16 protein-coding genes and 1 pseudogene are annotated in these 20,917 nt (G+C 31.5%); 6 read left to right on the forward strand and 11 right to left on the reverse strand.

Annotated features, from left to right (window positions below; genetic code table 11):
* Window positions 1–90 precede the first annotated feature (90 nt).
* Window positions 91–681, reverse strand: a complete 591-nt coding sequence (locus LY08_RS05520; protein ID WP_111659453.1) for a Crp/Fnr family transcriptional regulator — start codon at window positions 679–681, stop codon at window positions 91–93.
* Window positions 682–841: 160 nt separating this feature from the next.
* Between LY08_RS05520 and hutI the strand changes: the two genes are divergently transcribed.
* A complete protein-coding gene (hutI, locus tag LY08_RS05525) occupies window positions 842–2,077 on the forward strand; it encodes an imidazolonepropionase (RefSeq protein ID WP_111659454.1) in 1,236 nt (411 codons plus the stop codon).
* 106 nt (window positions 2,078–2,183) lie between these two features.
* On the opposite strand, the gene LY08_RS05530 is transcribed toward hutI, so the two are convergent.
* On the reverse strand, window positions 2,184–3,068 hold the full coding sequence (locus LY08_RS05530) for a chromosome partitioning protein ParA (RefSeq protein ID WP_111659455.1): 885 nt from the start codon (window positions 3,066–3,068) through the stop codon (window positions 2,184–2,186).
* Window positions 3,069–3,169: 101 nt separating this feature from the next.
* Here LY08_RS05530 and LY08_RS05535 point away from each other — a divergent pair, with 101 nt between their 5' ends.
* The 3 genes from LY08_RS05535 to LY08_RS05545 are packed head-to-tail and all read left to right on the forward strand — an operon-like array spanning window position 3,170 to window position 4,957.
* Window positions 3,170–4,204, forward strand: coding sequence for a formimidoylglutamase (locus LY08_RS05535; RefSeq protein ID WP_111659456.1), 1,035 nt, complete (start codon window positions 3,170–3,172; stop codon window positions 4,202–4,204).
* Window positions 4,191–4,481 (forward strand): hypothetical protein, encoded by a 291-nt coding sequence (locus LY08_RS05540; protein WP_111659457.1) that lies wholly within the window; start codon window positions 4,191–4,193, stop codon window positions 4,479–4,481. The genes LY08_RS05535 and LY08_RS05540 overlap by 14 nt, the downstream gene beginning before the upstream one ends.
* Window positions 4,482–4,483: 2 nt before the next feature.
* Complete coding sequence (locus LY08_RS05545) at window positions 4,484–4,957, forward strand: GNAT family N-acetyltransferase (RefSeq protein WP_111659458.1); 474 nt, start codon at window positions 4,484–4,486, stop codon at window positions 4,955–4,957.
* Between the two features lie 55 nt (window positions 4,958–5,012).
* Here the strand turns inward: LY08_RS05545 and LY08_RS05550 are convergent, their stop codons facing one another.
* Window positions 5,013–6,644, reverse strand: coding sequence for an isocitrate lyase (locus tag LY08_RS05550; RefSeq protein WP_111659459.1), 1,632 nt, complete (start codon window positions 6,642–6,644; stop codon window positions 5,013–5,015).
* 74 nt (window positions 6,645–6,718) lie between these two features.
* Complete coding sequence (gene aceB / locus LY08_RS05555) at window positions 6,719–8,317, reverse strand: malate synthase A (RefSeq protein ID WP_111659460.1); 1,599 nt, start codon at window positions 8,315–8,317, stop codon at window positions 6,719–6,721.
* A 119-nt stretch (window positions 8,318–8,436) separates the two neighbouring features.
* On the opposite strand from aceB, the gene LY08_RS05560 reads away from it, so the two are divergent.
* Entirely contained in the window at window positions 8,437–9,912 is a 1,476-nt protein-coding gene (locus tag LY08_RS05560; RefSeq protein WP_111659461.1) for a helix-turn-helix domain-containing protein, read from the forward strand.
* On the opposite strand, the gene LY08_RS05565 is transcribed toward LY08_RS05560, so the two are convergent.
* On the reverse strand, window positions 9,909–11,669 hold the full coding sequence (locus LY08_RS05565; RefSeq protein ID WP_111659462.1) for a hypothetical protein: 1,761 nt from the start codon (window positions 11,667–11,669) through the stop codon (window positions 9,909–9,911). The two genes, LY08_RS05560 and LY08_RS05565, sit on opposite strands and share 4 nt — an antisense overlap.
* 76 nt (window positions 11,670–11,745) lie before the next feature.
* Window positions 11,746–12,282 (reverse strand): hypothetical protein, encoded by a 537-nt coding sequence (locus LY08_RS05570; RefSeq protein WP_111659463.1) that lies wholly within the window; start codon window positions 12,280–12,282, stop codon window positions 11,746–11,748.
* Window positions 12,283–12,458: 176 nt separating this feature from the next.
* Here LY08_RS05570 and LY08_RS05575 point away from each other — a divergent pair, with 176 nt between their 5' ends.
* A complete protein-coding gene (locus tag LY08_RS05575) occupies window positions 12,459–15,272 on the forward strand; it encodes a trypsin-like peptidase domain-containing protein (protein ID WP_111659464.1) in 2,814 nt (937 codons plus the stop codon).
* A 54-nt stretch (window positions 15,273–15,326) separates the two neighbouring features.
* Here the strand turns inward: LY08_RS05575 and LY08_RS05580 are convergent, their stop codons facing one another.
* From LY08_RS05580 to LY08_RS05600, 5 genes and pseudogenes are all read right to left on the reverse strand, one after another.
* Entirely contained in the window at window positions 15,327–16,562 is a 1,236-nt protein-coding gene (locus LY08_RS05580; RefSeq protein ID WP_111659465.1) for a DUF6638 family protein, read from the reverse strand.
* Between the two features lie 5 nt (window positions 16,563–16,567).
* The gene (locus LY08_RS05585; protein ID WP_111659466.1) at window positions 16,568–17,215 is read right to left on the reverse strand and encodes a hypothetical protein; all 648 of its coding nucleotides are present in this window, start codon (window positions 17,213–17,215) and stop codon (window positions 16,568–16,570) included.
* Window positions 17,216–17,226: 11 nt separating this feature from the next.
* The gene (locus LY08_RS05590) at window positions 17,227–19,182 is read right to left on the reverse strand and encodes an AAA family ATPase (protein WP_111659467.1); all 1,956 of its coding nucleotides are present in this window, start codon (window positions 19,180–19,182) and stop codon (window positions 17,227–17,229) included.
* 72 nt (window positions 19,183–19,254) lie between these two features.
* Window positions 19,255–19,620, reverse strand: a pseudogene (locus LY08_RS05595) (four helix bundle protein).
* Window positions 19,621–19,714: 94 nt separating this feature from the next.
* Complete coding sequence (locus tag LY08_RS05600) at window positions 19,715–20,776, reverse strand: hypothetical protein (RefSeq protein ID WP_111659468.1); 1,062 nt, start codon at window positions 20,774–20,776, stop codon at window positions 19,715–19,717.
* Window positions 20,777–20,917 lie beyond the last annotated feature (141 nt).

Genomic DNA, 20,917 nt, shown 5'->3' on the forward strand with positions numbered 1-20,917 from the left:
TAGTTATTAATTATAATAGGGATGGCTTATTTAACCAATACAAGTTTATAACATATAAAAGGCTAAACCATTAACATATGTTAATAAATACTATAACTTAGCTCTAATCCTGCTTAATTGGACAGGCGTTATGCTTAAATAGGCAGCTATTTGGTATTGTGGAATTAAATTATCGATGTTAGGAATCATTTGTCTTAACTTTAAATAACGTCCTTTAGCATTTAACGTTAGTAACTCTATATGTTTTTTATCATTTTGACAAATCAAAAATTCTAAAAACTTAGTGTGAAACATTAAAACGTCAATATGTTGCTTACATAACGATTTATAATCTGAGTATTCTATTTCATACATCTCACAATCTGTAAGTGTTTCATATATACTTCCAGAGGGTATTTGATTGATTAATGCATTAAAAGAAGCTAGAATAACATTTGGCACAAAAATGGTTTTTGTAACCTCTTTGCCACTTTCTAATCTAATGTAAGAACGCATAACACCATTGTTAAGCATATAGATTTTATTAGGTATTTCACCTATATTATCTAAAACAGTTCCGGCTTTAATTTTTTTAAATTTTGCTGCTCCTAACATTAATTCAAATGAGGGTTCAGAAACAGGATAAAACGAAGATATATAAGAATATATCTCATTATAATACTTTGGCTTTACAGCTACCATAATTTTTTATTTACACACTGGCTAAATGTATCGTTTTAAATGCTTGTCTCAACAATTTTTCGATGTAGCGCAATTAAAATGTTATGATAAGTAAACCCTAAAGAATTGTTCAATACTATGCATTTTATCTATATTTGAGTGAATTAACAGGTTATCCAATATGTCAATACTTATTACAAACATTAAAGAATTATTACAAATTAGAGACGAAAAAACTATTAAAGTGTCTGGTAATCAAATGAATGAATTACCAACTCTTAAAAATGCTTACCTACTTATAGATAACGATACTATTGTTGACTTTGGATTAATGTCTAATATCAATGGTATTGAAGCAGACCAAATACTAGACGCTACCGGAAAAATGGTCTTGCCTACCTGGTGCGATTCTCACACACATATTGTGTATGCTGGAGATAGATCTCAAGAATTTGTGGACCGTATTAACGGATTAAGCTATGAAGACATTGCAAATCGAGGTGGTGGTATAATAAATAGTGCAAAAACACTTCAAAATACTAGTGAAGATGAACTTTATAATCAATCGATTGAACGAGTACAAAACGTTATGAAACTAGGTACTGGAGCTTTAGAGATTAAATCTGGTTATGGATTAACTCCTGAAGCAGAACTTAAAATGTTACGAGTAATTAAGCGTATAAAACAAGAGTTTCCTATAAAAGTAAAAGCTACCTTTTTAGGCGCTCATGCTTTACCCTTACAGTTTAAAGACAATAAACAAGGATATTTAGATCAAATTATCAATGAGATGCTTCCACAAATAGCTAAAGAAGGTTTAGCACATTACATTGATATTTTTTGTGAAAAAGGCTATTTTGATTTGGAAGATGTCAATCAAATGTTAAGCGCAGGAAAGCAGTATAATTTAATCCCTAAAATACATGTCAATCAATTTAATGCATTTGGTGGTGTTGCTTTAGCTGTCAAACATAACGCTTTAAGTGTGGATCATTTAGAAGAGTTAAATCCAGAAGATATTGAAGCCTTAAAAGGTAGTAATACTATGCCTGTTGCATTACCTTCTTGCTCTTATTTTTTAAGTATTCCATACACACCTGGACGACAATTAATTGATGCTGGATTACCATTAGCTTTAGCTACAGATTATAATCCAGGATCTACACCATCTGGAAACATGAATTTTGTAGTAAGTACTGCTTGTATTAAAATGAAATTAACACCAGAGGAAGCCATAAATGCTGCTACAATTAATGGCGCTTATGCAATGGGAATAGCTAAGCAATATGGAAGTGTTACTAAAGGTAAAAAGGCTAATTTAATAATTACAAAACCATTGTCTAGCTATAATTATTTACCTTATGCGTTTGGAGATAATCATATTGACACTGTTATAATTAATGGAGAAATTATTTAATTTTTAATTCATTATTTCATACTTTCCAATGTGGTAAAAAAAAACCTGAAAGTAATACGCTTTCAGGTTTGTTAATATAATAATTAACTACTATTAGTACAAGTTCTTATTTGAGGGTAAATTCTGAACTTGACACTAATTCTTTTCCATTAAATACATTGACTTGGTATCGTCCTTTCTCAAAATCGTCTTCTGTAGTATTAGTAACAAACTCACATACATCTAGGTTTCCGTTTTCGTAGTTAAATTTGCTAATTACACTATAATTTAAAGTTTGTTCTCCAAATTTAACTTGCTCGTTTGCTCCTAATATATTGTTTTTAGGATCTATTACTTGTACAAACAATTCTTTGTCTCCCGCTTGTACTAACTTGTTTTTTGCTACTGTGTAACACACTCTAATTTTATCACTTCGTCTAGCTCTTTCTGTAGGTATTAGTTTTCCGTTACTACGCTCAATAACTCCATAACCTTTTAAATTAGCAGTTGTAAGTACTGCTGCATTTTCAACAACTGTTGCAAGTGCAGTATTTTGAACTAATAAAGAATCATTAAACATCTTGCTTTGCTCATATTGTACTCTAGTACTATCTAAGTTTGTTGCTAACTGCATGTTTTCTACTTTCAGCCTATCGTTTTCAGCTAATAACACATCCATTTCATCTTGTAATGCAAGATATTTCTTTTTGTATCTCCATAAGCTTTTTACATTTGTTTCAGATAATTGTAAAGAATCTATTAAACCTTGTATACGCTCTCTTGCTTCTATTAAACTTTGATTAGAAACTTGGTTTTCGCTTAAAGCAACATCATATTTAGCTTTTAAACCATTTAAATCTTTTAAAACATCATTTTTTTCTGTCGTTAACTGTTGTTCGGTTTGTTGTTTGTCTTTATATAAAGACGAGGTATAAATACCTGTTGCAATAAATAAAACTAATGCTATTCCTAATGCTACTTTTAATCCTGTATTTGCAGTGTTATTTGCCATAATAATTTGTTTTTTAATTGTGAAACGTTAATTCTTTGTTCTAGTTAAAAGTTTAATAATAAAAACGTAATTTTAATTTTTCAAAACTATATAAAAAGTAAATGGATAAATTAGTTTTATATAATAACTCAATTGTAAATAATTTACTCAATACACGTTCTGGTGAAACTAAATTTGGTGAACATGTTCAGTTTTTAACCAGTGTTTCAAATATATACGATTCACTTATAAGTTTGGACGTCAGCTATGTAATTTTTGGTCTTCCCGAAGCAGTTGGTGTATTTGCAAATCACGGAAAATCAGGCACTTCGACTACTTGGGATGCCACAATTAAAATTTTGTTAAATACACAAAATAATAGTTTTAATGATGCACATAAAGTGTTATTATTAGGGCATTTAGATTTTACAGAAGAACAAGAACAGTTGTCTAAATTAAAACAAGACCATCCAAAACATATTAATAAAGCTAGAAAAATAGTTGCAGAAATAGATAAACACGTTGTGGATTTAGTATCTACTATTGTAAGCGCAGGTAAAATACCTATTGCTATTGGTGGTGGTCACAATAACGCTTATGGAATGATAAAAGGAACTAGTCTAGCGTTAAAACATCCTATTAACAGTATAAATTTTGATGCGCATACAGATTTTAGAGCTTTAGAGGGAAGACATAGCGGAAATGGTTTTAGTTACGCTTACGCTGAAAAATTTTTAAAACGGTATTTTGCTTTTGGTTTACACGAAAATTACACCTCTGCTGATATATTTAAACATTTTAATGATAATAAGCACTTAAATTATAACACCTATGAAGCCATTGCTGTAAGACAAGACCTTAAATTTAAAAAAGAATTAAAACGTGCCGAAAAACACCTAAATAATACAACTTTTGGAATTGAAATAGATTGTGACGCAATTATAAATACGCCAAGTAGCGCACAAACTTCTAGCGGATTTTCTGCCGAAAAAGCAAGACAATTTTTGCATTATTTTGCAGCATTAGAACAGGCAAGTTATTTACATATCTGCGAAGCTATAGCCAAAAAGAAAAACGCGCACCAAGTAGGCAAATTAATTAGTTATTTAATAACCGATTTTATTCGTTCTAACTCTAAAATACATGACAAAGCTTAACATTGAATATATAAGACTTACAATAACTTTTGTTGTTTTTGTATTTATTATTACACTACTCTTTTTACATATTAATCAAGTACAATTAGATTGGTTTGAAACCTTGTCTGAAGTATTTACCATTCCTGCATTAATCTTAAGTATAATTATACCCATTTGGATGATTATAGATTTAATTAGAAAAAAAATAGCCGATAAATCTATATTTAATCTCACGTTTTTTATCTGTGTTATCTCTATATTATTGTTACTATTTGCTCTAAGTTTTTTAAATTAATTATGATAGATAAAGTTTCCATCATTCCTTTTGACAAAAAATACTCTAAAGATTTTTATAAACTTAATAAAGAGTGGTTACAAACCTATTTTTATGTAGAACCTTTAGATGAAGACGTTTTAAGCCAACCTGAAAAGTATATAATTAACAAAGGTGGTTATATCTTTTTTGTAAAATTAAACGATACTATAGTTGGTACCTATGCATTTATGTCATTAAAAGATAAAGAAGGTTTTGAACTTACAAAAATGGCTGTTTTACCTGAAATGCGAGGTCAAAAAATTGGACAAAAACTATTAAACCATGCTATAAATTTTGGTAAAGAAAATAAGTTTAAAAACTTATTACTTTATTCTAACAGATCTTTAGAAAATGCCATTTATTTGTATAAAAAAATTGGATTTAAAGAAGTTAAGCTAGAACCAAACACACCTTACAAAAGAGCAAATATTAAAATGGAATTTAATATGAATTAAATAAAAAAAGCACTCTATTTTTAGAGTGCTTTTTCAATTAAAACTAACAAATTAATTAAGCAACAACGCTTATAGTATTTTCCTCTTTTTTAACCTGTTTTTTAGTTTCAAATTGATTTGAAGTATTTTTTGAGCCACCAGCTTTTAAAGCATTATCTCCTGCAAAAAAAGTTTTATGGTCGTCTCCTAAATCAGATCCAGCCATACGTTGGTGTTTTACACAAGCTACACCTTTGCGTATTTCTTGTCTTTGCACGTCTTTAACGTAAGCTAACATACCATCTTTACCAAAATAACCTTTGGTTAAATCATTCATATGTAACGCTGTAGTATGATACGTAGGTAATGTTATTAAGTGATGAAAAACGCCTGCTTCTCGAGCTGCATCCATCTGAAATGTTTTAATTTTTTGATCTGCTCTAAACGATAATTCGGTATTATCATATTCTGCATCCATTAAATTATTACGGTCGTAAGCAGTCATATTTTCACCTTCAGCTAACATTTCTTCATACACTTGATTTCTAAAGTTTAAAGTCCAATTAAACGATGGTGAATTATTGTAAACTAATTTAGCATTAGGCACAACATCTTTTACACGATTTACCATATGTGCTATTTGCTTTACGTTTGGTGTTGGCGTTTCTATCCATAAAAGATCTGCACCATTTTGTAAGCTAGTAATACAATCTAGCACTACTCTATCTATATTAGAACCTTCTTTAAATTTATACAATCCGTTGGCTAATCGTACAGGTTTTACTAATTGTCCGTTTCGTTTTAACAACACTTCATTTTCGGTTACGTCTTCAATATTAACTGGATTTGCATCTACAAACTCTAAATATTTAGACGCTAAATCACCTTTTGTTTTACTTACCGGAAGCTTTTGTGTTAATCCTGCACCTTCAGAATCTGTTCTTGCTACTATAATTCCATCATCAACTCCAAGTTCTAAAAATGCATATCTAACCGCATTTAATTTTGCAATAAAATCCTCATGTGGCACAGTTACTTTACCATCTTGATGACCGCATTGTTTGGCATCAGACACTTGATTTTCAATTTGTATCGCACATGCACCAGCTTGAATCATTTTTTTAGCTAATAAATACGTCGCTTCTTCATTTCCAAAACCAGCATCTATATCTGCTATTATTGGTACGATATGTGTTTGAAAATTATCTATTTGATCTTGTACATCTTCGCCTAATTCTAAACGTCTAAATAAATCGTTTAATTCAATTGCATCTGCTTGACGTAAAAAATCATAAATCTCTGCAATTAAAGCAGGAACAGCTGTTTTTTCGTGCATAGATTGATCTGGTAATGGTCCAAATTCAGAACGCAACGCAGCTACCATCCAACCCGACAAGTATAAGTATCTTTTATTTGTTGTATTGTGGTGTTTTTTTACAGCAATCATTTTTTGTTGTGCCACAAAACCATGCCAACAACCTAAAGACTGTGTATAATTTGAAGCATCTGCATCATATTCTGCCATATCTTTTCGCATAATAGCTGCAGTATATTTTGCAATATCTAAACCTGTTTTAAATTGGTTTTGAAACCTCATTCTTGCGCCATTTTGTGCCGAAATTGCTTCCCAAGTCGAACCAAATTTTGCTTTTAAATCTTGTATTGTTTGTAAAGCAGAATTGTAATTAGTATCAAATAAATTTTTCATAATTTTGTAATAGTTATTTATTATTAATAATTGGATCCTGTTGATTGTTGCCGCAATCGCAGGATCATTTTTTTTTATAAGTATTTATAAGCTGGTAATGTTAAAAACTCTTCAAATTCGGTTGCAGTTACCAAAGATTTAAATAACGATATCGCTAATTCAAATTTTGTGTTTTTAATAGCATCGTCTCCTATTTCTGTGATCAATTTTTCAACTTCATCATCAAATATATCAGTAAATAATTGGTTGTTAAACACTCGTCCATCTTCTAGAGTCACTTCATTTTTTAACCATTGCCAAACTTGAGTTCTAGAGATTTCTGCTGTAGCTGCATCTTCCATTAAATTATACAGCGCAACTGCGCCATAACCACGTAGCCAAGCTTCGATATAAAGAATGCCGACGTTTATGTTTTTTCTTATTCCTGCTTCGGTAACAGTTCCTTTTGGGATTTCTACTAAATCTTCTTCAGTGATAGTAATATCATCTCTTGTTACGTGAAGTTGATTTGGCGTTTTCATGTGCTTATCAAATTCATTCATTGCTACTTCTACCAATGCTGGATGTGCTACCCATGTCCCATCGTGACCATTTTTTACTTCGCGTTCTTTGTCTTTTCTTACTTTTTCTAACGCAGCTTTATTAGCTGTTTCGTTATTTTTTATAGGAATTTGAGCCGCCATTCCGCCAATAGCTAAAATGCCTCTTTTATGACATCTTTGAATTACTAATTTTGAATAGGCGTCCATAAATGGCGACGTCATTGTTACTTGATCGCGATTTGGTACAACAAAATTTGGATGATTTCTAAACTTTTTGATGTAAGAAAAAATGTAATCCCAACGTCCGCAATTAAGTCCGACAATATGATCTTTTAACTCGTAAATAATTTCATCTAATTGAAAACTAGCCGTAATAGTTTCGACTAAAACCGTTGCTTTAAATGTGCCAACAGGAACATTTAAATAGTTTTCGGCAAAGGTAAAAACCTCATTCCACCAACGCGCTTCTAAATAATGTTCTAATTTTGGTAGATAAAAATATGGCGCAGTACCATGTTCTAGCATGATTTTGGTGTTATGAAACACATACAAACCAAAATCTACTAAACTTCCAGACGCTTCTTGATCATTAAATAAAAGATGTCTTTCGTTTAAATGCAAGCCTCTTGGACGCACTAATAATGCTGCTATTTTATCGTTTAATTTGTAAGTTTTATTACGTTTACTATCGTGTAAAATAATAGTCTTATTATTAGCATCTAATAAGTTTTGCTGACCTTCGATTGAGTTTTTCCAACTTGGCGCGTTACTATCTTCTAAATCTGCCATAAAAGTTTTTGCGCCAGAGTTTAATGCATTAATAATCATCTTTCTATCTACTGGACCAGTGATTTCTACGCGTCTATCTTGTAAATCTTCCGGAATTGCATTTGCTGTCCAATCACCTTCTCTTATGGCTTTAGTTTCTCTAGGAAATTCTGGAAATTTACCTTGGTCAAACACCTTTTGTTGTTCTACACGTCTGGACAATAATTGTAATCTATTAGAATTAAACTTTTCGTGTAAAGCAGAAAGAAACTCTAAAGCTTCGTCGGTTAAAATTATTGGGTAATACTGTTTTACCGCTTTAGAAAATTGTACTGTTGGTAATTTTAATGTGCTGTATTCCATGACGTTTTGTATTTATAAAGCAATATTAAAACAAACTTTTGAAAAAAACAAGCGAACGTTCGCTGTTTTTGTTTTTTCGCTAAAAATTAATATTCGCAAAATTGATTATATTTGCTATTATGGAAGAAGATTATATTAAGTTAATTTTTGGCTTAAAGCTAAAGCAGATAAGAACTGACAGGAATTTATCCTTATTTGGATTATCTAAATTATCTGGGTTATCAAAATCGTATTTAAACGAAATTGAAAAAGGAAAAAAATATCCTAAACCTGATAAGATTGCAATATTATCTGAAAAATTAGATGTGCCTTACGATCAATTTGTATCCTTAAAATTGGATAAAAATTTAGCGCCAATTGGTGATATCTTAAAGTCGAAGATTTTAAAGGAAATTCCGTTAGAATTATTTGGTATAAAAGAAAGCGACTTGATAGATATTGTTGCAAATGCACCAGATAAAGTCAATGCATTTATTAGTACTATTATAGAAATAGCACAGCATTACAGCTTTAGCAAAGAAAGTTTTTATTTGGCGTCTGTAAGATCTTTTCAAGAAGCAAATAATAACTATTTTGAAGTTTTGGAGCAAAGCGTAATTAAGTTTGTAGAAGCTTATCAATTAGATTTAAAAGCTAATATTTCGTCTTTAGAATTAGAAGAAATTTTAGTTGAAGAATATGGCTATACCATTAATAATAAAGAATTAGAAAATTATAAAGAATTAGATAGTTTAAGATCTATTTTCATCCCTAAAACAAAAACGTTGTTAGTGGCTAATCATATAGATGAAGCCCAACGTACGTTTATTTATTCTAAAGAAATTGCGTATAATTATTTGAATTATAAAGAACGATTATATACGTTTTCCTGGATTAAATTCGAAAATTTTGATCAAGTATTAAATAACTTTTACGCATCTTATTTTGCTGGTTCGTTAATTTTACCGCAAGAATTACTTACCAATCAAGTAGAAAAACTATTTAAGAAAAAAACATTTGATGATAAGCAATTTGTACAAATTGCACAATCGTTTAACGCTTCTCCAGAATCTTTTTATCAACGTTTAACTAATATTTTACCTAAAGATTTTAATATTCAGAATTTATTTTTCTTACGATTTATACATAAAAAAAATAGTCCAAACTTTTACTTAACTAAAGAGCTGCATTTATCACATCAACATTCGCCTCATGCTAACGAAACTAACGAGCATTATTGCAGACGTTGGATGTCTTTAAAAGTGTTAAAAGACATTGTAAATACAAATGATAAACATGTGTTTAATTTACAAATCTCTAATTATCCAGATAGTAACCAATCGTATTTAGTATTGTCTTCTGCAACTAAAGATCCGTTTAAAACCGACCAATATAGAAGCGTTAGTATAGGATTATTAATTAACCAACAATTAAAAAGAAAGCTTAACTTTTTAGAGGACAAAAAAATTGAAACCTTTAATGTTGGTGTTACTTGCGAGCGTTGTGCGATCAAAGATTGTAAAGAGCGAATGGTACCAGCTAAAATCTTAGAAAAAGAACAAAAAAACCTAAAAATTGAAACCGTTGTAAACGATATTTTTAAACAATTTAGTTAGTTTTCTAAAGCTTTTAATGAGTCTAGTTCGCGTTGTAAACGTTCTACTTCACTTTGTTGTCTAGCTTTTTTAATGGAATCTATTTGTGCTTTAAGTTCTTCTACAGTCAAGTCTTTGTTTGAAGTATTAGTTAATGTAGAATCTATTGAAACGACTTTATCCTCTATATCACTTAAAGCATCTAACATTGTGTTATCGTCTTGAAAATAATTGCCAATTCCTTCGCTAGCACGCCAAGCTTCGTTTAACTGATTATAAACCGTTTTATCCCATTGACTTGGATGTTTTGCATCAATCCAAACTACATCACGATACTCGCTATCAATTAACGCTAAATCTGGTGTAGCACTTCCATCAAACTGAGAACCTTCTTCTTTTATTGAAGAAATAGTTCCTAGAAAGAACATGCGCTTACGACCTGCAATATTTTTGATGTAAGGTCTAAATTCTACAGGTTTATTTACAGACCAATCGTATTCTTTTCTAGATTCAATAACCTTTAAAGGCATCGCAGATACACCTGCATACCCTTGTTTTTTAGATGCATGGTCGTAGTAGTACAAAGTATTAGTTCCGTCTGCTGGTACAAATACACTAAAGGTTAAACTAGTACGCTCATCACCTACTGGTTCTAATCCAAACCAATGGTATAAACCACTGTAAGCATCCGACTTAGATTCTGAAAAATCAAAATCTGTAACAAATGGTTGCTGATTTTGATCGTCTGGTAAATCCGGAATTTTAACTGCAGTTTCCATATTCCATGGTAATGGATCGCTAAATCCACCTAAAAACTTTAAAGACTCTGCTTGTAGACGGGATACTTTTTCAGATAACGTATTTTGTCGCGTTAAGTAGGTATGGTTTTTCAATTCCTCTGGAGCAATAAAAGTCCCTTTTCCTATTGTAACACGCTCGATATAATCGTTAAAATCATGTGCTCCATTGTCTATAACCATAACGCCTCCAAAGGTAGGATATGGGAAGAAAAAACCTTTCCATTTTATTAAACTTACTACTTCCACCCATTGTCCTTCATCATTTTTCATATAAAACGTATCGCTTGGCTCATAGTTAAATAACATCCAAGGATTAAAACGTTGCACAACAGCGTTGTAAGTATTTCTACTAAATTTTAAAGATTCACCAATTGAGAATGTAACTGGAATTCGGTTTTCGTTAGAAAAACGAGGAAAAGGCGTCGTACTTGATACAGCAAATACTTCTTCTGTATTATCGCTTATTCCTTGCCAGATATATTTTTCTGTAGGTTGAATCGCCATAGTCCACTTATTCTCATCACCTATTCTAACCAAATGAGGCAGCGAGACATCTTTTGTTTCTCCTACACTTTCATTAGCCATAGAAAAAATATTACGCAGTGGTTGGATACGTTCGTTTTGTGTTAAGGGAAGCTCATCTATTTCAACTTTATTTAAATCGTTAAACACGTTGTAGGTTTTCATATAATCATACAACTGAAAATGCCAACCACCAACGTATAACAATCCAAAAAACACCAAAAGCAATCCTAATATCCCTAGTCGATTCCCTGTAGATGCAGAACGTCTAAAACTTCTTAATCCTAAAACCAAAACTAATGCACTAAGTAAAATGATAAAGATATATTTGCGAATAAATAACAGTAATGGTTGATAGTCGTCTCTTAAAAAAAACAATAAACCTATGACTATTAAGGATAGTATTATGACAATTACTTTTTGTTTACCTCCTCTATTCCAGTAGTTTTTTATCATGGCTTTATTGTATTGGCTTAATTATATTTTGGTGATTTAATAAGAGATTAAAAGGTTTAAGAAAGATATTGATACATTACATTAAGCCTTTATCCTTTAAGCGTTCTCTTGCGCTTTTTTCTGGTGCTTTAGGTTCTTCTTTAATTTCTTTTTTAGCTTCTTCTACAACTTTAGCGTCTTTATTTTTTAAATCTTCTAAAAATTCTTTTCCTTTATTTATTCCATCTTTGACTACATCTTCTATAGAGTCTGACTGCTCTTCTAAAACTTCTCCAGATTTTAAAACAAAATTAGCTAGATAAGTTCCAATCAAAGTTCCAAAGATTGCAGAAGCAAAAGCAGAAACACCTTCATAATTAGAAAAAATTTCAATAGGTGTTAAAAATTGAATGATTAATCCAATAACTAAATATGCTACAGCAAGATAAACTAGTCTTGGTAAAAATTCTTGCTTGTAAATAAAACCCTTTGTTTCAGTTGGTTTCATTTGCAATTCTTTACTATTAAAAAGCTTATTAAAAAAACGGTATAAGCCATTACTTTTAGACTCTGTCCAATACACAAAAATTCCGAAAAGGATTGCTCCAATAAATATGATAATATCTAAGCCCATAAGTTTTTTTTATTATATGTAGTAAAGTTATAAGAATTGTTACAAGAATACAAACAATAATTAGTGCTAATAGCTAATACATAAATGTATGTTTTTTAGCGATTTAATTAGTTAAATATTTTAGATACAAAATAATACAACTTATATTTAAGCGCTATTACTAATAAACTAAACAAATGATTAAAAAAATTACACTCCTAACACTAGCCTTATCTATTAATTTTTCGTTATTACAAGCCCAAGATGATGGTGGCCTACTTAAGATTGCAGATGAGTTTCCTGTAAATGCTTCAGCTACTTTAGACTATAACTCAAACAATTCTGGAATGGTCTATCAAAAAGAATTTAGATCAACCGGTTCTGGTTATGTAAAAGTTCATTTTAAAAATTTCGATTTAAAACCTGGCGACTTCGTTAAAGTATATAGTCCAATAACATTAGATGAGATTATTTACACTAATCAAGGAAAAGTTATAGGAACACAAAACGAAATGATTAGCAACTTTTGGTCAAGAACCATTTGGAGTGACCATATAATTGTAGAATTATACAGTGCTCAAGGTAATAATACCCATTATGGATTTGATATTGATACTGTTGCTTATGGTTATAGTATGGATAAAATCAATAATGCGTTTCAATATGTGCAATCTGATTTTGAAACTATTTGCAGTGTAGATGATAAAGAAGCTATTGTGTGTTATGATGGAACAGAAATGGGAAGAAAAGCCGAAGCTGTTTGTAGACTTTTAATTGGAGGAGGCGGTTTATGTACTGGATGGCTTTTAGGAACTGAAGGAAATATCATGACTAACAACCACTGTATTGGCGATGCTGCAGATGCTTTAAACACCGAGTTTTTATTTAATTATCAATATAGTGATTGCGTTGGAATTACAGATGATATTTTTGATTTAGTAGCTACTACATCAACTTTTATCCAAACGGATGCCAATCTAGATTTTACTTTAGTGATGTTACCGGTAAATCCAGTTGCTACTTATGGTTATTTAAGTTTGGCTTCAAATCCGCCTTCTGTTGGAGAACGAATTTATATTCCACAACATCCTGGAGGTCGAAGAAAAGAAATTGCAGTTAATACTGATACTAATGGTGATGCCAACGGGTTTGCACAAATTACTAATGCTGGTGGTTTACCTTCGCGTGTAGAATACCATTGTGATACAGAAGGTGGTAGTTCTGGTTCTCCTGTACTTCGTTATTCTGATAATTTAGTGGTAGCCATCCATAATACAGGTGGATGTCCAAATGGGTCTCATGGTCGTAGTGACGAGCTTATCGCTGCTATTGGAGCAAATATGCCTAATGGAGGTGTTGATGATCCAAACCCTATAACACCTTCAATAAGTTTTGGTAACGCCAATATAGTTGTAAATGAAGCAACAGGTTGTGATTTTCAAGATATAGATTTTACATTAAGAATGGCATTACCAGCTTCTCAAAATGCTGATGTGACGTTTTTATTTCAAGGAGGTACTGCCACCAATAATAATGATTATGAGTTGATTACACCTAGTACTGTTACTTTTGTAGCAGGAGATAATACCGATAAAACGGGTACTATTAGAGTGTATAATGATGCATTTGTTGAAGGTGAAGAAACTATAGTTTTAGAATTAGCGCTTAACGCAAATGGTGGTGATGCAGAACTTGGTTTTCAAGATACATTAACTGTCTCTATTAAAGATGATGATTATGACCCTTCTGTTGGAAACCAAATTAATTATGCTTTTGATGATTTTGAAAACACCCTATCTAATTGGACAGTTACTGGAAACGCAACTACACCTTTTGCTATAGGTGATGCTACTACTGCTAGTTCTGGATCTTGGAGTGCTGCAGGTAATGCAACTAACTTTGTGTTTATTAACGATGATGCTTGTAATTGTACAATGAATAACGAACGTTTAATGTATAATACTGTTTTTGACCTTTCTAGTGTTAGTTCAGCTAGTGTAACCTTTGATATAATACACACAGATAGTAATAACCAATATGCATCAGATACGTATGCGCAAGTATCTACAGACAATGGACTTACTTGGGTCAACTTAGGAAACGAATTTATTACTTACAGTACTTGGACCAATCTAAGCTTAGACTTATCTGCTTATACTGGACAATCTAGTGTTATGATTTCTTTTTTATATAACGATTTAGGAAATTGGGCTTACGGTTTTGCTATAGATAATTTTTCTGTAGATGGAAATGGTAATGCATTAATCCAAACTAATACCAATGATGGTACCACAAGTGCAACCTTACCTTTAGCTAGTGCTGGAACAATTTATGCATATGATGCTGGTGATGGAAGCATAATGACCGATATTATAAATAATGATGGTACAGATTATGATTGTATAGATGTAGCAGTATCTAGATCAGGAACTAGCGGACAATCGTTTCAAGGTAGTACAGGCGCGTTATTAGCTACAGATAAACAATTTACAATTACAACAACACAACCCTCTCAATCTAGTGATGCTACTATAACTTTTTATTTTACAGAAGCGGAAGTATCAGGTTGGGAAACTGCTGTTGCTAATGCTGGAGGTTCATTTACTAGAAGTGATTTAAGAATATATAGAGAATCAACTTCTGGTACCTCTGAAACTATTGTTCCAACTATTACCGACTATAATGGAAATGTTAAAATGACAGGTAATTTTACAGGTATAGATGGCACCTATAGTTTTGCGCCAGAACAAACATTATCTGTGAGCGATTTTAAAACCAATTCATTTTTATTGTATCCAAATCCTGCAGGTAACAATCTTACCATTGAAGCTAAGGAAACCATTGATAAAGTGTCTGTTTATGATATCAATGGACGATTAATTAATAGTGTATCACTTCAAAACAATCAACTTAAACACCAATTAGATGTTACTGCATTGTCACAAGGTTTATACTTTATTGAAATTGAATCTGAAAACTCTAAATACGTTCAGAAATTTATAAAACGATAAATTTTAAATTATAGATAAATAAAAAAACCAGATGTTATCATCTGGTTTTTTTGTTTATATATTATTGTTAATAGTTTCAATAACCCAATCTTTAAAGGAATCGTCCCAAGTAACATATTGCTTATAAAACTCTTCTTTGTCGTACCAATACAAAAACAACACGTCTCTAGGTGAGACATTAATCAACAACTTCCATATCAAGTCTTGGTGATTGGCTGGTAAAGAAGAATGAGGTGTATGCAATGCATTAAATAAATTTTTATCTACAATATCTGCAATCTTATATTGGTTACTCACTTCTAATTTGTCTAAGTACAACTCCACTCCCATCACACGCTTTCTGGTATCAATATCCAATTTGTTTAAATAACTTTTAAACAACACAGGGTCACTTAAAATATCACGTAATGGATGTTGCGTATCTTTTAAAGCCATAGCAAACTCCATTTTTTTAATACGTTGGTATCTATCTGTATTAAGAGCTTCCTCTAAGTCATGTTCTATGATTACATGATCACGTAATTTTTCCATTAATTCTGGCTGCTCAATATGAAAGATAATAACGTCGTGAGTCGTATCTTTAATCGCTTCTTTGTACCATTTTAAATCTTCAAAAACTACAATAGGCGAAATAAAATCACGAAGCACATAAACACCTCCAAATGACTTGGTATAAAACGAATCTGTTTGATATTGCAAACTATGTAAACTTAAATCTCTACCTCGCAAATCGCCATACGTTTTAGCAGATTCTAAAAGTTGAGCATGCAAATCTTCATCTATAAAATTATGTCCTTGCTTAAAGGTGTCAATTAGTTTTTGCTGTTCTTTCTGTACTTGATCTAAATTGTTTATTAAATGAAATTTAATATAAACCTTATCATATTTTAGTACATCAAGTGGCTCGTAAAACGCATCAATATCTTGGTCAAAATCGATGCAGATAGCAGAGTCTCTGGTAATATCATTAATTTTTGTACCATGGACTTGAAACACTTGTTTCATCATCTCTCTATCAAAACTATGAAATGGAGAATACACAGGTTTACCCTTTTGTAAAGGCGAAATTATGATAGCATGCGGATTAGCTTCACCATTATTTAAATACATGGTGGTGCCTTTTTCTTCTGCTATTTCTGGACTATAACCTATACCATCTATTGAAAATTGGGTAAGATTAGTTGGCGCAAAACCTAACTTCTTTAGGCATTGGTTATAACGCTCTACTAATTTTCCACTAACTGGAATGAGCTCACTTCTGTATAAATTGGCTTGTTTTAGTTTTTGCATGTAAACTAATCCTTAGTTTCTTTTTTTAATTTTTTAATCAGTTTAATATTACTATCAATTGGTGCAATAGAAACCTCTTTATCTCCTTTGTTTATATAAAATATATATAAACTGTTTTTACCTAACATTTTTACTTGAGAAACTTGACCATCTTCAAAAGTAATTTGGTGTGTTAATTTATAGTCATCATCATTAATACGTTCCTGGGTTCTTTGACCACGACCAATTCCAAAACCTATAAATCCTCCCATAATATATAAAGCAATTAGAAACATTATTAATGCTTTTGATCCATTTTTAAGTGACTGTCTTACTTTATCTAACTTTTCTTTTTTCTTACCAGATTGATACTTTTTCTTTTTGCTTAACCAATCGTAATATTTTGGAAGATATTTTGCATAAACTAATGCCAAAACACAACAAACAACAACCCCAACTAATAACTTTAAATCTCCCGTTAATACTGCAATTGGACTAATTAAAACATCTAAAATTGAAGAGTATTCTAAAATATTAACACCTAAATATTTAAAATATATAGTTTGGTAAAAAACACCCAAAACCAATAAGAATACGTAACCTATAGATAGATAATCTTGTATGCCAAGACTGGATTCTTTTTTTACATCATTAGTTTTTAATTGCTCTTCCATATGTATAGTTGTTATTTACCAAATTGCTCTCTTGCAGCAGTTTCGATATTAAGTTGATTAATTCTAGCATCTACTTTTCGTTTAAAATCGGTATCTGCAATTGTAGCTACATTGTCTAAATATCGTACTACTTCTTGACGTCTAATGTCTGAAAAGTCTAAACCTTTCATGTTAGCTCGCATTAACTCTTGCAACATGCCAAATTTAGTATCGTAATCTTTTTTGAAATATATTTCTGGATTGTCAAACCAATCTGGCTCTAAGTCAAAATCGGTTAAACGCAAAGACACTGCTTTTTGAATATTACGCACATCACGAGACGAAAAGAATGGAAATATCTTCTGAATCTCTGTATATAAATGCGCATAAAACATATGCTCTGTATCTTTGTATTTGCTTTCTACTTTATTAAACGTGTCTAACACACGTTGCTCTGTTGGTTTATCAACTTTATCTAAAATTTCACCCAAGTTTTTAGCGACTTGTTGTGCATCTAAATACTTGTAATCGTTTGGATTACTCATATTCACAAAACTAGGCATAGTTTTATCTAATTTTCTCCACCACAAATGATCTTGATCAATAAAATCGTGTTCATTACGTGCTCCATCTATTTTAAAACGTCCTTGTACACGAGAAATAACTGCTTTGTCTAGCATTTCTGGCAAGTTTGTAAATAACCCAATAGAACTGTTTCCATAGTTTACCGCATAAGCTCCTTCTGTGTATCTTAAAAACACACCAATTACCTCTTTTACTCCAGCAGAAACACCTTGTGTGGTACGCTCTTGTAAATTGTTTTCAGCATCATCTATTGGTGCAAAAATAAGCTTGTTTGGGTCTTGCAAAGGTTTCATCCAATCCACCATTTTCTCTGCAGATCCACCTTGAAACGTACTAATCAACGTGTCTGGCATTGGGTGAAATAAAAACGGAATATCTAAATGATCGCAATGCTCTTTTAATCGTGTTGCTATTGCTGCAATAAGCATACTTTTTCCTGTTCCTGGAATACCATAACCCATAAACACTGGCATAAAACCACCTAATTCTTGAAATGGATTTTTCTTTGCTTCAAAATCGTAGCTTAGCATACGCTCAGTTAAACGACGTGCAAAGTGCTTAGCATCTCTGTTTCCTACAATTTGCTCAAACTGTATTTTATTAAACTCGACACTTTTAGCTGTGCCTTGAAAGGTGTTTTCCCAACCAGAAATAGCAAAATCGCTTTTTTCTAATTTATACGTTCTATCTACAATAGTTTCGGTGTATTCTAAACTACTTCTTCGTAAATTAATTTCATCAATTAATGCTTCAAAATATACAACTGTAAAATCGGCAACATCCTTATCACTTTTAATAATATCTGGATGTGCTAAGTATTTGTCATAATAGAATAATGCACAGGAAATTCCTTTTAAAGGAGTCATTAAAGACACTTCAGGAATACCTGCAAATTTCTGCTTCATCACACTTAAATCATCTGAAGCGTGTGGTTTTAATAAATGCAAAATTTTATAAGCTGAAGCAAATAGCATAAAGGCACTTGCAGTTTGCATTTTGCTTTCATACTCGCGTCTTCCACTAGCATCTAAAGCGGATTTACGCTCGTTTAAACTAGATAAACCAGACGCATCGTAATAACTATCTTTTATCCAAATCCCTAAGGTTAGTCCTTCTTGAACCGCAAATAAAGTTTGATTTAAAAATAAAGGAATGGCAATAGAATCTGGTAATAGGCGTTTTTTTAAGGCTAAAATTGTTTTTGATACAGATGTAATACTTACTGATGATCCATTATTTGCTTTAGACAGGTACAATAAAATTGAGTCGTCTTTAGCGTCTTTATCTTTATTTTTTGCACGTGCTCCTTGCTCCCAACTTACACTTTTTAAGTATGATGAGGCTTCGTCACGTAAAACGTCTAATTCTGATTTTTTTATTGGGAATGTTGAGTTGTGCTCCATGTTTATTAGTCTTCAGTATGCAGTTTGCAGTCTTCAGTACTCACTCAGTACTTTTACTCTTACTGCTAATTTTTATTTTAAACCGAATTTATCGGGATTGTTAATCATATAATTAAGAAGTTTTCCAACCTCTTCACTTTTGTTTTGTAATTCTTTTCTTTTGTTTTCTGAAATATATTGACATTCAAAAGCAAAATCTAACCACAATTGAGTTTCTGAATTTTCACTATCAACATCAGATAATTTACTTTTAAAATGTTTTTCATATTGACGTTTTCTATGACCCTAAGCAATATTGGAGCAAACTGCTCTACTTGATCTTATCATTTGAGAACTTAAAACAAATATTTCTGACTTGGGAAAATCTTTAGTTAGATGAAATATCTCCATAGCCAAACTAAATCCTTTTTTATAGGCTAACAATGTTTTAAAACTCATTATTTTACTCTAATTCTTTATTTGACTGCCAACTGCCAACTGCTGACTGCTGACTGCTGACTGCAAACTGCTAACTGCTGACTGCCTACTAATTTTATATTTTATCAATTTTTAAATCAGATACCTGAAAAGGTGGTTTTGCCAACTTATTCATAATATCAGGATTTTTGTTATATAGCAATTGTATGATTCTGTGTGGTGCAAACACATAGCCTTGTTTAATTGGTGGGCTCCAATTTTGAAGCGTTTGCTTACTAAAATAACCACCTTCTTTAAAAGTACTTCCAGAAAATACTTCGTGTATTTTAAAGGATAACGCATAAGCTTCTAATGGCACTTCTTTTTTTGCTATTGCTTCAAGAATAGTATGCGTTAAATCGTTATCGTCTTTTGCAAATACGTTATGAAATGCTCCTATATCTAATCGTTTAATATGTTTTGGAAACACATTTTTTAAACGTCTATCTATACCATAAGCCATAGTATCCATGTCCATTTTACGATCTGCAACAGTTTTTAATGTCTCGTAAATGTTGTCTTTATCTTTTAATGGGTCTTTTCCATCATAATCAAAATACATGAAACAAATAAAGGGTCTGTTTAAGGACACATCATAAAAACTCCAACTGGTCATATATTCTGCTTGACTACTCTCTGGTGCTTTAATTATTTTACCTTGAACAAAACGATTAAAAATATACTGCTGTTCTACTGATGTGTAGTAGACTATGGATGCTGCTTGAAACAGTTTATCACGTCTAACAGGTTGCTTTTTACGTAGTAATTGATCTAGAAACTCTTCTTGAAGCTCTGAGACGTCTTTAAGCTTGTTTAAGTAATTATCGCGTAAAGACAAATCGTTATACAAGTATCTAAACTCTAAATAATTTGGAAAACCAGAATCTGTAACATCCACCTTCATGTTATCTTCTTCATCGTACATATACTTAATACGCATGGCTTCGATAGAATACAGTAGTAAATCACAATATTGCTTAAAGAAAATAACTTCTTGTGGTGTACACAATCCGTTTTGTTGGACACCAACAATTAATTCTTTTAACGCAAAGTCCACCTTTTTGTGATAAAACACATATTGTTCTTTGCTATCTAAATAGGCAGAGTCTAAAGGTGTTACGATGTGGTTTATTGACATTTTTTCAATTAATTGTCTTTAGTGATTAGTTATTGGTTATCACTAATTCACGAATTATTTAATTATGAGTAAGTGCGTTAAGGATTGAACGGTCTGTCTGAGCTCCTCGCAGAGAGCGAGTAGTGAAAGCCTGACCACGCC

Origin of the sequence: Olleya aquimaris, from assembly GCF_003259525.1 — a bacterium.
Classification (GTDB): Bacteria; Bacteroidota; Bacteroidia; order Flavobacteriales; family Flavobacteriaceae; genus Olleya; species Olleya aquimaris.

Bases quoted from the DNA above. Each gene is read 5' to 3' on its own strand.
- LY08_RS05520 (WP_111659453.1), bottom strand. From the start codon at position 681: ATGGTAGCTGTAAAGCCAAAGTATTATAATGAGATATATTCTTATATA.
- LY08_RS05585 (WP_111659466.1), bottom strand. From the start codon at position 17,215: ATGGAAGAGCAATTAAAAACTAATGATGTAAAAAAAGAATCCAGTCTT.
- LY08_RS05545 (WP_111659458.1), top strand. From the start codon at position 4,484: ATGATAGATAAAGTTTCCATCATTCCTTTTGACAAAAAATACTCTAAA.
- LY08_RS05530 (WP_111659455.1), bottom strand. From the start codon at position 3,068: ATGGCAAATAACACTGCAAATACAGGATTAAAAGTAGCATTAGGAATA.
- LY08_RS05575 (WP_111659464.1), top strand. From the start codon at position 12,459: ATGATTAAAAAAATTACACTCCTAACACTAGCCTTATCTATTAATTTT.
- LY08_RS05570 (WP_111659463.1), bottom strand. From the start codon at position 12,282: ATGGGCTTAGATATTATCATATTTATTGGAGCAATCCTTTTCGGAATT.
- LY08_RS05590 (WP_111659467.1), bottom strand. From the start codon at position 19,182: ATGGAGCACAACTCAACATTCCCAATAAAAAAATCAGAATTAGACGTT.
- hutI (WP_111659454.1), top strand. From the start codon at position 842: ATGTCAATACTTATTACAAACATTAAAGAATTATTACAAATTAGAGAC.
- LY08_RS05550 (WP_111659459.1), bottom strand. From the start codon at position 6,644: ATGAAAAATTTATTTGATACTAATTACAATTCTGCTTTACAAACAATA.
- LY08_RS05580 (WP_111659465.1), bottom strand. From the start codon at position 16,562: ATGCAAAAACTAAAACAAGCCAATTTATACAGAAGTGAGCTCATTCCA.
- LY08_RS05535 (WP_111659456.1), top strand. From the start codon at position 3,170: ATGGATAAATTAGTTTTATATAATAACTCAATTGTAAATAATTTACTC.
- LY08_RS05540 (WP_111659457.1), top strand. From the start codon at position 4,191: ATGACAAAGCTTAACATTGAATATATAAGACTTACAATAACTTTTGTT.
- LY08_RS05600 (WP_111659468.1), bottom strand. From the start codon at position 20,776: ATGTCAATAAACCACATCGTAACACCTTTAGACTCTGCCTATTTAGAT.
- LY08_RS05565 (WP_111659462.1), bottom strand. From the start codon at position 11,669: ATGATAAAAAACTACTGGAATAGAGGAGGTAAACAAAAAGTAATTGTC.
- aceB (WP_111659460.1), bottom strand. From the start codon at position 8,317: ATGGAATACAGCACATTAAAATTACCAACAGTACAATTTTCTAAAGCG.
- LY08_RS05560 (WP_111659461.1), top strand. From the start codon at position 8,437: ATGGAAGAAGATTATATTAAGTTAATTTTTGGCTTAAAGCTAAAGCAG.